Source organism: Mesorhizobium sp. CA12 (genome assembly GCF_020165255.1).
Taxonomy (GTDB): Bacteria; Pseudomonadota; Alphaproteobacteria; order Rhizobiales; family Rhizobiaceae; genus Mesorhizobium.
Genome location: NZ_JAIUHT010000009.1, coordinates 125,061 through 139,060, shown reverse-complemented (window position 1 = coordinate 139,060; position 14,000 = coordinate 125,061). Strand labels below are relative to the sequence as shown.

Annotated in this window: 11 protein-coding genes and 1 pseudogene; 8 read left to right on the top strand and 4 right to left on the bottom strand. The window is 65.0% G+C overall.

What is annotated here, in order from left to right:
- Positions 1 to 99: 99 nt before the first annotated feature.
- A complete protein-coding gene (locus tag LB520_RS16785; RefSeq protein WP_224638219.1) occupies positions 100 to 726 on the top strand; it encodes a DUF1326 domain-containing protein in 627 nt (208 codons plus the stop codon).
- Positions 727 to 757: 31 nt separating this feature from the next.
- The gene (locus LB520_RS16780) at positions 758 to 1,543 is read left to right on the top strand and encodes a DUF2182 domain-containing protein (RefSeq protein WP_224638218.1); all 786 of its coding nucleotides are present in this window, start codon (positions 758 to 760) and stop codon (positions 1,541 to 1,543) included.
- Between the two features lie 14 nt (positions 1,544 to 1,557).
- Here the strand turns inward: LB520_RS16780 and holA are convergent, their stop codons facing one another.
- Positions 1,558 to 2,601 (bottom strand): DNA polymerase III subunit delta, encoded by a 1,044-nt coding sequence (gene holA, locus LB520_RS16775; protein WP_224638217.1) that lies wholly within the window; start codon positions 2,599 to 2,601, stop codon positions 1,558 to 1,560.
- Between the two features lie 451 nt (positions 2,602 to 3,052).
- Here holA and LB520_RS16770 point away from each other — a divergent pair, with 451 nt between their 5' ends.
- The 4 genes from LB520_RS16770 (at position 3,053) to lpdA (ending at position 8,322) form a co-directional block, all read left to right on the top strand.
- Entirely contained in the window at positions 3,053 to 4,285 is a 1,233-nt protein-coding gene (locus LB520_RS16770; RefSeq protein WP_224638216.1) for a 3-methyl-2-oxobutanoate dehydrogenase (2-methylpropanoyl-transferring) subunit alpha, read from the top strand.
- A gap of 2 nt (positions 4,286 to 4,287) precedes the next feature.
- On the top strand, positions 4,288 to 5,301 hold the full coding sequence (locus LB520_RS16765) for an alpha-ketoacid dehydrogenase subunit beta (RefSeq protein WP_140845359.1): 1,014 nt from the start codon (positions 4,288 to 4,290) through the stop codon (positions 5,299 to 5,301).
- Positions 5,302 to 5,318: 17 nt separating this feature from the next.
- The gene (locus tag LB520_RS16760; protein ID WP_224638215.1) at positions 5,319 to 6,686 is read left to right on the top strand and encodes a dihydrolipoamide acetyltransferase family protein; all 1,368 of its coding nucleotides are present in this window, start codon (positions 5,319 to 5,321) and stop codon (positions 6,684 to 6,686) included.
- Positions 6,687 to 6,924: 238 nt separating this feature from the next.
- The gene (lpdA, locus tag LB520_RS16755) at positions 6,925 to 8,322 is read left to right on the top strand and encodes a dihydrolipoyl dehydrogenase (RefSeq protein WP_224638214.1); all 1,398 of its coding nucleotides are present in this window, start codon (positions 6,925 to 6,927) and stop codon (positions 8,320 to 8,322) included.
- 158 nt (positions 8,323 to 8,480) lie between these two features.
- Here the strand turns inward: lpdA and LB520_RS16750 are convergent, their stop codons facing one another.
- The gene (locus LB520_RS16750) at positions 8,481 to 9,584 is read right to left on the bottom strand and encodes a saccharopine dehydrogenase family protein (protein WP_224638213.1); all 1,104 of its coding nucleotides are present in this window, start codon (positions 9,582 to 9,584) and stop codon (positions 8,481 to 8,483) included.
- A 128-nt stretch (positions 9,585 to 9,712) separates the two neighbouring features.
- Between LB520_RS16750 and LB520_RS16745 the strand changes: the two genes are divergently transcribed.
- Both LB520_RS16745 and LB520_RS16740 read left to right on the top strand, forming a co-directional pair.
- Positions 9,713 to 10,141, top strand: coding sequence for an Lrp/AsnC family transcriptional regulator (locus LB520_RS16745; protein WP_224638212.1), 429 nt, complete (start codon positions 9,713 to 9,715; stop codon positions 10,139 to 10,141).
- A 207-nt stretch (positions 10,142 to 10,348) separates the two neighbouring features.
- Positions 10,349 to 10,637: pseudogene (locus LB520_RS16740) on the top strand (GIY-YIG nuclease family protein).
- A gap of 168 nt (positions 10,638 to 10,805) precedes the next feature.
- Here LB520_RS16740 and LB520_RS16735 read toward each other — a convergent pair.
- Both LB520_RS16735 and LB520_RS16730 read right to left on the bottom strand, forming a co-directional pair.
- Positions 10,806 to 12,833, bottom strand: a complete 2,028-nt coding sequence (locus tag LB520_RS16735) for an aldo/keto reductase (RefSeq protein ID WP_224638211.1) — start codon at positions 12,831 to 12,833, stop codon at positions 10,806 to 10,808.
- Between the two features lie 57 nt (positions 12,834 to 12,890).
- On the bottom strand, positions 12,891 to 13,976 hold the full coding sequence (locus LB520_RS16730) for an ABC transporter ATP-binding protein (protein WP_224638210.1): 1,086 nt from the start codon (positions 13,974 to 13,976) through the stop codon (positions 12,891 to 12,893).
- Positions 13,977 to 14,000: the final 24 nt, after the last annotated feature.

Genomic DNA, 14,000 nt, shown 5'->3' with positions numbered 1-14,000 from the left:
CGGCGTGCCGATCAGTCGCGGTGAGGGCTATCTGCCGTTCTCCGTGAAACGGCACCGCCTCGCCAAAGCCGGACACGCCTGACACAATGGGAGGTGTAAATGGCAGTCAGTTGGCGGTTGTCTGGAAATTACTTCGAAAACTGCAGCTGCGACGTCGTATGTCCTTGTCTGCTGTCCACCCAGGCGCAGCTGACATCGAAGCCGACGAAAGGCGTTTGCGACGTCGCCTTGGTCTTTCATATCGACAAGGGCAGTTTCGGGGACGTTCGATTGGACGGGCTCAATGTCGCGATGGTTGCTCACACGCCAGGCCCGATGGCGGAGGGCAATTGGACGGCCGCAGCCTATATTGACGACCATGCGGATGACAGGCAGACCGAAGCGCTGGGCGCCATCTTCACCGGCGCCGCGGGCGGGCCGATGGCCGCCTTCGCGCCGATGATCAGCACCAATCTCGGAGCCAAGAAGGTGCCGATCAGATACCAGGCCGACGGCAAGAAGCGGTCGGTGGAGATTGCCGGCGTGATGCAGCTGGCGGTCGAACCGTTGCCGACAATGCGCGAGGACGGCGAGATGTGGGTGGCCTCCGGCCATCCCGTCAATCCCGACTGGCTCGGTATGGCCATGGGAATGGAAGGCAATACTTTCAGCGACCATGGCATGAGTTGGGACAATTCCCGCCGGAACGCGCACTACGCTCCGATCAATTGGTCCGGCCAGCAATAGTCCCGCACGCATGGTCGGAACGGCCTCGCCCATGACGCTGACATTGCAGCGAAACATCATTCTCGCCCTGTTGGGCGCTGTCGCCGCGGCGGCGTGGGTCTTGCTCATCCGGCAGCAGATCGGCATGGACGCGGATATGCGCATGGAGATGTACTCACCCACCATGGGCATGGCGGCGCCGCTGTTTCTTGCCGTCTGGATGATCATGATGATTGCCATGATGTTTCCGACGGCGGCGCCCATGATCCTGACCTTCCACCAGGTCCAGGCCGGCAAACGGGGTCGCGGCGAGGCCTTTGTCGCCACCTGGGTATTCGTGGCAGGCTATATGCTGGTTTGGGGCACGGTGGGCGTTTTGGCCTTTGCCGGCGCCGCAGGAGCCGAGACGCTTGCCGATCATGCGGGATTGTCCACCGCGACGGCCGCACGCATCGGCGGCGCCCTGCTGATCATTGCCGGCGCCTACCAGCTCTCGCCACTGAAAGATCTGTGCCTGGCCAAATGCCGCACGCCAATCGGTTTCATCCTGACCTCCTGGCGCGATGGTTCTTGGGGCGCGGTCCGCATGGGCCTCGAGCACGGCGCCTTTTGTCTGGGCTGTTGCTGGCTCTTGTTTCTGGCACTTTTCCCGCTCGGGATCATGAACGTCGCCGCAATGGCCGTGGTCACCTTGCTGATCTTTGCGGAAAAGACCTTCCCGGCGGGAAAGGGCATAGCCAAGGTGTCTGGCATCGCCCTGCTCCTTTACGGCGCGGCGGTGCTGGTGTTTCCCCAGGCGCTGCCGACCTTTCAGCCGACGGATATGATGATGAATTGAGCAGCGACAGGCAGCTACCTTTGCCCCAGCCTCGCGCTCTCGATCGCAATGCCAAGCAGCGCCTGGCGTGCCAGCGCTTCCGACAAGTCCGGTCGTTTGCGGGTCTGCAGCACCGCTGTCTGCAGCCGGCCGAGCGCACGTGCGAGCGCCTCGACAGTCCAGCGCTCCAGCGTCTTTTCCACCAGCTTGCGGCGCGAGAAGAACACCGGAGGGCGGGCGCCGGCGACGACCGAAGCGGCGTTGCGGCCGCCGGTCTCCATCTGGCCGCGCATCGCCTGGATCGCCTGCAATTGCCGCATTGCCGATGACAGAACCAGGAACGGATGGCCGCCGGACTGGCAGTGACGGTTGAAGGCGATGTCGAAATCGCCGACCTTGCCGTCCAGCATGGCGTCGACCGCGGCGTCGAAGGAAGCGCCGGAGACGTCGCCCGACAGCGCGTTGACGTCGTCGACGTCGATTTCCTTGTGGCCATGCGCGTAGAGCACCAGCTTCTCGATCTCGCCGCGCGAGGCGAGGCGGTCGCCGCCGAGGTTGCGGCGCAGCGCCTGCCTGGCGTCCAAGGTCATCGACATGCCGGCCTTGCGCAATTCGTCGTCGATCACTGAGTCCAGATCGCGGGCCTCGTCGGCATAGCAAGGTAAGGCAATGGCGTTGCCGGCGGCCTCGACGATGGCGCGCAGGCCGGTGCCTTTCTTCAGGTCGCCGGCTTCGATGAGGATGATGGCGTCGCGCGCGGGCTCGGCGGTCAGCGCCTTGATGTCGTCGGCCAGCGCCTTCTGGCCGCTGGCATTGCGCACCCAAAGCAGCCGCCGGTCGGAAAACATCGGCACCGTGCGGGCTTCGTCGAGCAGCCGCCCCTCATCGCGGTCGACTTCGGCGCCGTCCAGCCTGACGACAGAGAACGGGTCGTCGAGCGGCAGGCCGGTTTTCGCGGCGAAGGTTTTCGCCCGCTCGGCGACAAGGCCGCGGTCTGGACCGTAAAGCAGGACGATTGCCATGGCCGGATCCGGCTTCGCCAGCCACGAATCGACCTCGTATCCCTTCTTTTGTGCCATGCGGGGTGAATTAGCACGGGGCGGGGTGACGGAACTAGCGTCTTCCCCTTCTCCCCCTGTGGGAGAAGGTGGATCGGCGCGACAGCGCCGAGACGGATGAGGGGTGTTCCAGCGGAGTGAGACGCTGGTGGCATCTGGAACACCCCTCATCCGTCGCCTTCGGCGACACCTTCTCCCACAAGGGGAGAAGGGGAAGGCCGCGCCCGGCTCCACCTCCCAATCGCATTTTCTGGCGGCAATCGCCCCGCAAACTTCCGCCAAATTGCGCGCGGCGTGAAAACATCGACAAGAAATTTCGCCGCCATATCTGCATCTTGGCGCCTGCGTGCCGCATTGCTCAACCGAGCTGACGGCCCGGGAGGAAGGCCGTGCCGAGGTCCGGCGAATTGGCACTGGTCTGGCGGCGCGGATGTGCAAATATCGCACCGGCAACATTGGAGGATGTGAGCTCATGGCCGACGCTGGATTGTTGCGCTTCCATGTGCCCGAGCCCGAGGTGCGGCCCGGCGGCACGCCCGACTTCTCGAATGTGACCATCCCCAAGGCCGGCTCGGTGCCGCGTCCGGAGATCGAGGTCGATCCGCGCAGCATCCGCGACATGGCTTTTTCCATCATCCGGGTGCTGAATCGCGCCGGCGAAGCGGTCGGGCCGTGGGCCGGGCTGCTCAGCGACGAGGAGCTGCTCGAGGGCCTGCGCCATATGATGACGCTCAGGACCTTCGATGCGCGCATGCAGATGGCGCAGCGCCAGGGCAAGACCTCCTTCTACATGCAGCATCTGGGCGAAGAGGCGGTGAGCTGCGCTTTCCGCAAGGCGCTCAAGCCGGGCGACATGAATTTCCCGACCTATCGGCAGGCCGGCCTTCTGATCGCCGACGGCTATCCGATGGTCACGATGATGAACCAGATCTATTCCAACGAGGCCGATCCGCTGAAGGGCCGGCAGCTGCCGATCATGTATTCGTCGAAGGAGCACGGCTTCTTCTCGATCTCCGGCAATCTGGCGACGCAATATATCCAGGCGGTCGGCTGGGCGATGGCCTCGGCGATCTCCAATGACTCCAAGATTGCGGCAGCGTGGATCGGCGACGGCTCGACGGCGGAGTCGGACTTCCATGCGGCGCTGGTGTTTGCTTCCACCTACAAGGCGCCTGTCGTGCTCAACGTCGTCAACAACCAGTGGGCGATCTCGACCTTCCAGGGCATCGCGCGCGGCGGCTCCGGCACGTTCGCCGCGCGCGGGCTCGGCTTCGGGATCCCGTCGCTGCGCGTCGACGGCAACGACTATCTCGCCGTGCATGCGGTGGCCAAATGGGCGGCGGACCGGGCGCGAAAGAATCTCGGGCCGACGCTGGTCGAATATGTCACCTACCGCGCCGGCGCGCATTCGAGCTCGGACGATCCGTCGGCCTACCGGCCGAAGGCGGAATCCGACGCCTGGCCGCTCGGCGATCCGGTGATCCGGTTGAAGAACCACCTCATCCACAAGCAAGTTTGGTCGGAGGAGCGACACACCCAGGCGGAGGCCGAGATTCTCGAAACGGTGATCGCGGCGCAGAAGGAGGCCGAAAGCCATGGCACGCTGCATGCCGGCGGCAAGCCGTCGACGCGCGACATGTTCGAGGGCGTCTATGCCGAGATGCCGCCGCATCTCAGGCGCCAGCGCCAGCAGGCGGGGGTCTGACCATGCCGAGACGCACGATGATCGAGGCTATCCGTGACGCCATGGACGTGTCGATGGGGCGCGACAGCCAAGTCATCGTCTATGGCGAGGATGTCGGCTTCTTCGGCGGCGTCTTCCGCGCCACGCAGGGCCTGCAGGCCAAATACGGCAAGAGCCGCTGCTTCGACGCGCCGATCAGCGAATCCGGCATCGTCGGCTCGGCCATCGGCATGGCCGCCTATGGGCTGAAGCCCTGCGTCGAGGTGCAATTCGCCGATTATGTTTATCCGGCTTACGACCAGATCGTATCGGAGGCGGCGCGCTTGCGTTACCGTTCGAACGGCGATTTCACCTGCCCGATCGTGGTGCGCATGCCGACCGGCGGCGGCATTTTCGGCGGCCAGACGCACAGCCAGAGCCCGGAAGCGCTGTTCACCCATGTCTCGGGCCTGAAGGTGATCGTGCCCTCCAACCCGCATGACGCCAAGGGGTTGCTGATCGCGGCGATCGAGGATCCGGACCCGGTGATCTTCCTCGAGCCGAAGCGGCTCTATAACGGCCCGTTCGACGGGCATCACGACAAGCCGGTGACGCCGTGGTCGAAGCATGAGCTGGGCGAGGTCGCGGACGGCCATTACACGATCCCGCTCGGCAAGGCGGCGATCCGCAGGCCGGGATCGGCGGTGACGGTGCTTGCCTATGGCACGATGGTCTATGTTGCCCAAGCCGCGGCCGAGGAGACCGGCATCGACGCCGAGGTCATCGATCTCAGGACGCTGCTGCCGCTCGACCTCGAGGCGATCGTCGCCTCGGTGAAGAAGACCGGCCGCTGCGTCGTCGTGCACGAGGCGACGCTCACCTCCGGCTTCGGCGCCGAGCTGGTGGCGCTCGTGCAGGAGAACTGCTTCTACCATCTGGAAGCGCCGGTGGCGCGGGTCGCCGGCTGGGACACGCCCTATCCGCATGCGCAGGAATGGGACTATTTCCCCGGCCCGGCGCGGGTCGGGCGCGCGCTGATCGAAACATTGGAAGCTTAGAGTGGGGGAGGCCTGAGATGGGCGAGCACGTCATAAAGCTTCCCGATGTCGGCGAAGGCGTCGCCGAGGCCGAGCTTGTCGAGTGGCACGTCAAGGTCGGCGACCTCGTGCGCGAGGACACGGTTCTCGCCGCCGTCATGACCGACAAGGCAACCGTCGAAATCCCCTCACCGGTCGACGGCGAGATCCTGTGGCTCGGCGCCGAGATCGGCGACACGGTGGCGATCGGCTCGCCGATCGTGCGGCTGAAGGTGGCCGGCGAAGGCAATGTGAAAAACACCTCGCCAGGCGAGAGTGGTGCCGACGGCATCCCCGCTGGAGCGAGCCATGGCGATCGTCTTCCCCCTGCGCAAAACGCAGCGCCGTCATCCTCGGGCTTGTCCCGAGGATCCGCTGGTTCGCCGGAACTGGCGTCGCATCCACGCAGGTCGGCAGATCCTCGGGACAAGCCCGAGGATGACGGCGTTAAGAAGGATCGCGCCATGCCCAGCCTTTCGGGCGCGCCGCGCGCGGAAGGCGAGAAGCCGCTGGCCTCGCCGGCCGTTCGCCTGCGCGCCAAGGAAGCCGGCATCGATCTGCGCCAGGTTCCGGGCAGCGGTCCGGCCGGGCGCATCAGCCATGAGGACATTGACGCATTCCTCGCGCGCGGCCCGCAAGTCGCCCGCGCGACCGGGCTTGCCCGCAAAGACGGCGTCGAGGACATCAAGGTCGTTGGGCTCCGGCGCAAGATCGCCGAAAAGATGGCGCTGGCGAAATCGCGCATCCCGCATATCACCTATGTCGAGGAGATCGATGTCACGGCATTGGAAGACTTGCGCGCCACCCTCAACAAGGAGAAGCGTGCCGATCGTCCCAAGCTGACGCTGCTGCCTTTCCTGATGCGGGCGATGGTCAAGGCGATCGGCGAGCAGCCGAACCTCAACGCCTTGTTCGACGACGATGCCGGCATCATCCACCGGCATGAAGGCATCCATATCGGCATCGCCGCGCAGACGCCCAGCGGGCTGGTGGTGCCGGTGGTGAAACATGCCGAGGCGCGCGACCTGTGGGATTGCGCTGCGGAAGTCAACCGGCTGGCCGATGCGGCGAAGGCCGGCACCGCGAGCCGCGATGAGCTTTCCGGCTCGACCATCACCATCACCTCGCTCGGCGCCATGGGCGGCGTGGCGACGACGCCGGTCATCAACTACCCGGAAGTGGCGATCGTCGGCGTCAACAAGATGATGGTGCGGCCGGTGTGGGACGGCACGCAGTTCATCCCGCGCAAGATGATGAACCTGTCCTCCAGCTTCGACCACCGCGTCATCGACGGCTGGGACGCCGCGGTGTTCGTGCAGCGCATCAAGGCGCTGCTGGAGACGCCGGCGCTGATCTTCGTGGATTGAGGGAGATGGGGTCGGTCTCGAACATCGCGGCGCCGAAATGCGCGCTCCCCCTTCTCCCCTTGTGGGAGAAGGTGTCGCCGAAGGCGACGGATGAGGGGTGCTCCAGCGGAGTGAGACGTTGGCTTTCCCTGGAACACCCCTCATCCGTCTCGGCGCTGTCGCGCCGATCCACCTTCTCCCACAAGGGGAGAAGGAAAAGGCGCGTCGCCGCCTCCGCCATCAGGAAGAGCGTGATCCCATGAAAGAAATCTCCTGCAAGCTGCTCGTCATCGGCGCCGGGCCGGGCGGCTATGTCTGCGCCATCCGGGCCGGCCAGCTCGGCGTCGACACCGTCATCGTCGAGTTCGGCAAGCCGGGCGGCACCTGCCTCAATGTCGGCTGCATCCCGTCGAAGGCGCTGATCCATGCCGCGGAAGAGTTCGGGAAGATCGCGCATATGGCCCGCGGCAAGGATCCGCTGGGCATCAAGGTCGGTGCGCCGACGCTCGACCTGACCAAGACAATAGCATGGAAAGACGGCATCGTTAGCCGGCTCAACAGCGGCGTGGCCGGCCTGTTGAAGAAGGCCAGGGTGAAAACCGTACAAGGCTGGGCGACGTTTCGGGACGGCAAGACCGTCGAGGTCGAGACCGAGACCGGCACGCAGGTCATCCACGCGGAGACCGTGGTGATCGCCACCGGCTCGGCGCCGGTCGAATTGCCGTTCCTACCTTTCGGCGGCCCGGTCATCTCGTCCACCGAGGCGCTGGCGCTGAGCGAAGTGCCGGAGAAGCTCGCGGTCGTCGGCGGCGGCTATATCGGGTTGGAGCTCGGCATGGCCTTCGCCAAGATGGGCGCCAAGATCACCGTGGTCGAAGCCCTGCCGCGCGTGCTCACGCAGTATGATGCGGAGCTCACCCGACCGGTGCTTAAGCGGCTCGGCGAGCTCGGCGTCGAGGTGATGCTGGGCGTCAAGGCCAAGGGATTGTCGACCAAGGGCGATGCGCTGCTGGTCGAAACCGCCGAGGGCAGGAACGCCAAGGTCGCCGCCGACAGGATCCTGGTCACGGTCGGCCGCAAGCCGCTGACCGAGGGCTGGGGCTTGGAGCAGATCGACCTCGACATGGCAGGAAAATTCATCCGCATCGATGACCAGTGCCGCACCTCGATGCGCGGCATTTTTGCCATCGGCGACGTCACCGGCGAGCCGATGCTGGCGCACCGCGCCATGGCGCAGGGCGAGATGGTGGCCGAGATCGTCGCCGGCCACAAAAGAAGCTGGGACAAGCGCGCCATTCCGGCGATCTGCTTCACCGATCCGGAGCTGGTCACCGCCGGGCTGTCGCCCGAAGAAGCGAAGGCGCTCGCCGGCGAGATCAAGATCGGCCAGTTCCCCTTCGCCGCCAACGGCCGCGCGATGACCAAACAGGGCGAGGACGGTTTCGTGCGGGTCGTGGCGCGTGCCGACAACCATCTGGTGCTGGGCATCCAGGCGGTCGGGCAGGGCGTATCGGAACTGTCGGCGGCGTTCGGCCTGGCGCTGGAGATGGGCGCTCGCCTGGAGGACATCGCCGGCACGATCCATGCGCATCCAACGCAGGGCGAAGGTTTTCAGGAAGCGGCGCTGAAGGCGCTGGGCCACGCGCTGCATGTTTAGCTCCCCCTTCTCCCCTTGTGGGAGAAGGTGTCGCCGAAGGCGACGGATGAGGGGTGCTCCAGGGAAAGCAAGCCTCTCACTCCGCTGGAACACCCCTCATCCGTCTCGGCGCTTGCGCGCCGATCCACCTTCTCCCACAAGGGGAGAAGGAATAGACCTCAGCTCGCCAGCCGGCTTACCATCTCGTGCTGGGCGTAGGCGCGGCCGAAGCGGTTGGCGAGGAAGGCGTCGAGGGCGATGTCTTCCTGGCGCACGAAACCCTCGGCCGGCAGGCTGCCGTCGGCCAGCATGTCGAGCACGGCGCAGATGCCGGAGGCGGTGGTGATCTGGATGGCGCTGCGCACGATGTTGCCGACGCGCTGCGAATAGATCTTGTTGGCGTAGGTCTCCTGCAGCAGGCGACCGTTGCGGCGTCCCGAAACGGTGACGAAGACGATGACCACGTCCTGCAGCGTCGCCGGCAGGGCGCTCTCGAAAATGTCCTTGAGCACGTCGCGGCGATGACGCAGGCCGAGGTCGTTGAGCAGCGCCTTCATGATCGCGGCGTGCCCGGGATAGCGGATGGTGCGGTAGTTCAGCGTGCGCACCTTGCCCTTCAGCGTCTCGGCGAGCGTGCCCAGACCGCCGGAGGTGTTGAAGGCCTCATAGGTGACGCCGTCGAGCGAGAATTCCTCGCGCTCCTCCAGCGGCGGCACCTCGATCAGCTCGCCCTCGACGATCGCCTCGCAGGGCTCGCAATATTCGTTGATGACGCCGTCGGTGCTCCAGGTGAGGTTGTAGTTCAGCGCGTTGGACGGATATTGCGGCAGCGCGCCGACGCGCATGCGCACGCTTTCCAGCGTGTCGAAGCGGCTGGCGAGGTCGTTGGCGACGATCGAGATGAAGCCCGGCGCCAGGCCGCATTGCGGGATGAAGGCGCTTTTGGCGCCACGCGCGAGCTCCTTGACGCGGCGGGTCGAGACGACGTCCTCGGTGAGGTCGAGATAATGCACGCCGGTGGCGGCGGCCGCCTCGGCGATGCGCGTGGTGAGGTGGAAGGGCGCGGCGCTCAGCACGGCGAATTTGCCGGCAAGCACGTCTTCGAGCTCACCCGAGGCAGTGATGTCGAGCTCCTGCGTCGCGATGCCGGCCGGCAGTTCAGCGGCGGCAAGCTGAGCCGCCGAGCGGTCGACCAACGTGACGCGGTAGTCGCCCGTGGCGCTCAGCATTTCGGCGATGGTCGAGCCGATTTTGCCGGCGCCGACGACAACGATGTTCTTCATGATCAATTCCCCTGCCAATGCTGATTCCGATTTGGCGGGAATCTTCGCAGCTTGCCGGTCGAAAGGAAGCGTGGAATCTGGCAATATGAAGCTTAAGTTTGAGCGATATGCCGAAAGGTTTCGTCGAAATGATCAGTCAAGCCGAACAGGCGCTGCTTACCTTGTTGCGCGCCAACGCCCGCGCCTCGACCGCCGAGCTCGCGCGTCAGCTCTGCGTGTCGCGCACCACGGTGCAGAGCCGCATCGAGCGGCTGGAGCAGCGCGGCATCATCACGGGCTATGGGGTCAGGCTGTCGCCCGATTATGAGCAAGGGCTGGTCAAGGCGCATGTGCTGCTCACCGTGACGCCGAAGCTCGCCGACAAGGTGGTGCGCAGCCTCGCGGCGATGCCGCCGGTCCGCACGGTGCATTCGGTGAGCGGCAATTTCGACATGATCGTCATCGTCGACGCGCCGTCCATCCGCGACCTCGACGCGCTGCTAGATCGGATTGGGGCGATGGAGGGGGTAGAGCGGACGTCGTCGTCGATTATTTTGTCGACGCGGGTGGATCGGTAGCGCCAAATCTCCACCCTTGAGGGGGAGATGTCGCCGAAGGCGACAGAGGGATGCCTCGCGTAGAGCGCCGGCGCACCTTCGTCATTCTAGGGCGGAGCAAGGAGCGAAGCGACGCGCGCAGACCCTAGAATCCATGCCGTGACTTTGGCCGTAGAATGCAACGGCCCAAAAATGGCCGTTGGCGATAGCGCTACGTAGGATCTCAGCATGACAGGCTACGTCTACATGACCGCAAGCCAGAAAGGCGGCACGATCTATATCGGCGTCACCAACGACCTTGCTCGCCGGATGCCTGAGCATAAGTCCGGCCAAGGCTCCGGGCTTTGCCAGCCGCTACGGCGTGCAGCGTCTGGTCTGGTATGAAGAATATTTCGACATCACCGATGCCATTCAGCGTGAGACGTCATTGAAGCGGTGGCCACGACAATGGAAGATTGAACTGATCGAGAAGACCAATCCGGAATGGTTCGAGCTGTTTCGCGGGATTGGCTGGTGAGCGTTCTGAGCCGTGGTAGCTCTCAACCGTCACGGCATGGATTCTAGGGTCTGCGCGCGTCGCTTCGCTCCTTGCTCCGCCCTAGAATGACGAAGAACAGGTTAGCGGGACAGGCCCTTCTGCCGTCTCGGCATCCCTCACAAAGCCGCAAGGCGGAAGGTTAGGCCCCTAAGCCCTCCGTCTCTCCGGCCCCTCGTCCAGCCACGCCACATCCTCCGGCGTCAGCTTGATATCCAGCGCGCTAAGACTGTCCTCCAGCTCGTCCAGTGTGCGCGGGCCGATCAGCGGGACCGAGGGGAAGGGCTGCGCCAAGACATAGGCGAGCGCGACATGGATCGGGCTCTTGCCGAGTTTTCGCGCCAGTTCGATGGCGCGGTCGCGGCGGCCGAAATTCTTTTCCGAATACCAGACCCGCACCAGCTCTTCATTGTCGGTCCGGTCGCGGCCGGCGCGGTCGGTGAAGAAGCCGCGGCCCTGGCTCGACCAGGCGAAGTTCGGCATCTGCCGCGACTCCAGCCAGGCCTTCCAGGCATCGGTTGACGAGGTGACGCAGCCGGCCCAGATCGGCTCCAGCATCTCGGCCAGCGAGAAATTGTTGGAGAGCGCGCCAGGCTTCTGCTTGCCGTTCTTCTCTGCATAGGAGATCGCTTCGTCCATGCGCTCCATCGTCCAGTTGGAGCCGCCGAACAGGCCGCGGATGCGGCCGGCCCTGGCCTCTGCGTCCATGGCATCGACGAACTCGCCGACCGGCACGTCCGGATTGTCGCGATGCATGAAATAGATGTCGACATGGTCGGTCTGCAGCCGGTCGAGCGACTGCGCCAGCTGCTTCGCAATCACATCGGGATAACAGAGCGGCGAATGCGCGCCCTTGGCGATGATCACCGACTGCTCGCGCACGCCGCGATTCCTGAGCCACTGGCCAAGCAGCGTCTCGGTGTAGCCGGCGCCATAGACGAAGCCGGTGTCGAACAGATTGCCGCCGGCCTCGAAATAGGCGTCGAGCAGGATCGAGCCGGAGGAGAAGGTGCGGAAATCCTCGAAGCCGAGCGCCAGAAGCGACACTGCACGCGGCAGGCCGGGAATGGCGCGCTTGCCGATGGCTTTGCCATCGGTCCGCAGCGGCCGGCCGGAGAGGGTGTTGACGCGCTTAGCCGGCTTTTCGATGTCATATTCCAGGCCCACCGCGGCACGCCATTTGTCGAGAACGCGCAGCGTGCCGAGGCTGTCGGCCCAGCCCATGCCTGGCCAGGCGAACTCCTGCCGTCCGGCAAGGATCGCCTCGCCGGCGGCCTCGACCTCGAAGGAGTAGAGGTGGCGGGTCTCGTCGAGGCTGATCACCTCGCGAGCCGCCCCGGACCGGATCACCTCGATCCGGCCCGGTCCGACGTCGCGGTTGCCACCGGCGAACCAGAAATCGGGCACCTCGATCTGACCCTTGGTGCCGAAGATGCGCAGCACATTGTCTTGGTTGAGCGAGATGCTGCAGGAGATCTCGGCGACGATGCCACCCGGGAAGTGCAGCAGCGCCGAGGCCCACTCATCGACGCCCGATTGGCCGAGATGGGCGGCGCCGACAACCTTGTCCGGCTCGAGGAAAGGCTGCCCGGCGGCGGCGCCCGCGATCAGCCGCGCCATCGACACCGGATAGCCGCCGACATCGAGGATGCCGCCGCCGGCCATGTCGTTGGCATAGAGCCGATGTTCCGGCATGAAGCCCGGCATGGCGAAGCCGAAGCTCGACTTGATCATGCGGATCTCGCCGATGGCGCCCGACTTGATCAGCTCGACCAATTGCAGCGTCTGCGGGTGCAGCCGGTACATGAAGGCCTCGCCGAGAAAGGTGCCGGCCTTGCGCGCCGCATGCATCATGGCGTCGGCCTCGAAGGCAGTCAGCGCCAGCGGTTTCTCGCACAAGACATGCTTGCCGGCTTCCGCCGCCTTGATCGCCCATTCGGCATGGCCGGGATGCGGGATCGAAATGTAAACGGCGTCGACTTGCGTGTCGGCGAGCAGCGCCTCATAGCCATCGAGGATGCGCGCGCCCGGAAAGCTCTGGGCCAAGCCCGGCTTGGCGGGATTGCGGGCGCCGAGCGCGACCAACTCGCCGTTGCGCGATCCCGCCACGCCGCCCGCAAAGGATTTCGCGATGCTGCCGGGTCCGAGAATGCCCCAGCGGATTTTTCCAGATGTCATGTCGAATTCTCCATGGTCGCCGCCACGCCTGGCATGCCGGCAAAGATAATTTGCGGGTCAGCGGATCCTTGCGCCCGCCTTGTCGAAGAGCAGCGCCCGTTCCGCCTTGATCGAGACCGTGAAATGGTCGCCGCTGGCGCGCTGGCGCGAAGCCTCGCGCTCGACGATCAGCTCCTCGGGTCCGGCATTGGCGTAGACGTAGCTGACGGAACCAAGATGCTCGGCGACATCGGCCTTGACCGGGATGTCGCAATCGCCCTCGCCGGCCTCGAAGAAATGCTCCGGCCTGACGCCGAGCACGACCTCGGCGCCAAGGGCGGGAAAAGTCTCGCAAAGCGGCTTGCGCAATCTGGCGCCGCCGTGATGGGCGAGTTCGATGATCGCGGCGCTGTTCGTCGTCTCGACGACCTTGGCGCTGAGGAAATTCATCTTCGGCGAGCCGATGAAGCCGGCGACAAAACGGTTGGCCGGGTCGTCATAGAGATCGAGCGGCGCGCCGATCTGCTCGACATTGCCGGCTTTGAGCACCACGATGCGGTCGGCCAGCGTCATCGCCTCGGTCTGGTCGTGCGTCACATAGATCATGGTGACGCCGAGCTCCTTGTGCAGCCGCGAGATCTCGACCCGCATCTGGACCCTGAGCTCGGCGTCGAGATTGGAGAGCGGCTCGTCGAAAAGGAAGACCTGCGGCTCGCGCACGATGGCGCGGCCGATGGCGACGCGCTGGCGCTGGCCGCCGGATAATTGCTTCGGCCGGCGCTGCATCAATTCGTCGATGCGCAGGATTTCCGCCGCTCGCTTCACCCGGCGATCGGTGTCGGCCTTCGGATTGCCGTTCATCCTCAGCCCGAAGCTGAGGTTCTGCTCGACCGTCATATGCGGATAGAGCGCGTAGGACTGGAACACCATGGCGATGCCGCGGTCGGCCGGCTCGACATCGTTCATCACCTTGCCGCCGATGGCGATGTCGCCGCCGCTGATGTCCTCCAGCCCGGCGATCATCCTCAGCAGCGTGGACTTGCCGCAGCCGGAGGGGCCGACGAAGACGACGAACTCGCCGTCGGCGATGTCGATGTTGGCGCCGTGGACGACTTCGAAGATGCCGAAGCGTTTGACGACGTTGGTGAGGGTGACGGCCGCCATGTTAGAGCGAGATATGGCTAGGTT

Coding starts and splice junctions, on each gene's coding strand:
- holA (WP_224638217.1), bottom strand. CDS start 2,601: ATGGCACAAAAGAAGGGATACGAGGTCGATTCGTGGCTGGCGAAGCCG.
- LB520_RS16770 (WP_224638216.1), top strand. CDS start 3,053: ATGGCCGACGCTGGATTGTTGCGCTTCCATGTGCCCGAGCCCGAGGTG.
- LB520_RS16730 (WP_224638210.1), bottom strand. CDS start 13,976: ATGGCGGCCGTCACCCTCACCAACGTCGTCAAACGCTTCGGCATCTTC.
- lpdA (WP_224638214.1), top strand. CDS start 6,925: ATGAAAGAAATCTCCTGCAAGCTGCTCGTCATCGGCGCCGGGCCGGGC.
- LB520_RS16745 (WP_224638212.1), top strand. CDS start 9,713: ATGATCAGTCAAGCCGAACAGGCGCTGCTTACCTTGTTGCGCGCCAAC.
- LB520_RS16750 (WP_224638213.1), bottom strand. CDS start 9,584: ATGAAGAACATCGTTGTCGTCGGCGCCGGCAAAATCGGCTCGACCATC.
- LB520_RS16760 (WP_224638215.1), top strand. CDS start 5,319: ATGGGCGAGCACGTCATAAAGCTTCCCGATGTCGGCGAAGGCGTCGCC.
- LB520_RS16765 (WP_140845359.1), top strand. CDS start 4,288: ATGCCGAGACGCACGATGATCGAGGCTATCCGTGACGCCATGGACGTG.
- LB520_RS16735 (WP_224638211.1), bottom strand. CDS start 12,833: ATGACATCTGGAAAAATCCGCTGGGGCATTCTCGGACCCGGCAGCATC.
- LB520_RS16780 (WP_224638218.1), top strand. CDS start 758: ATGACGCTGACATTGCAGCGAAACATCATTCTCGCCCTGTTGGGCGCT.
- LB520_RS16785 (WP_224638219.1), top strand. CDS start 100: ATGGCAGTCAGTTGGCGGTTGTCTGGAAATTACTTCGAAAACTGCAGC.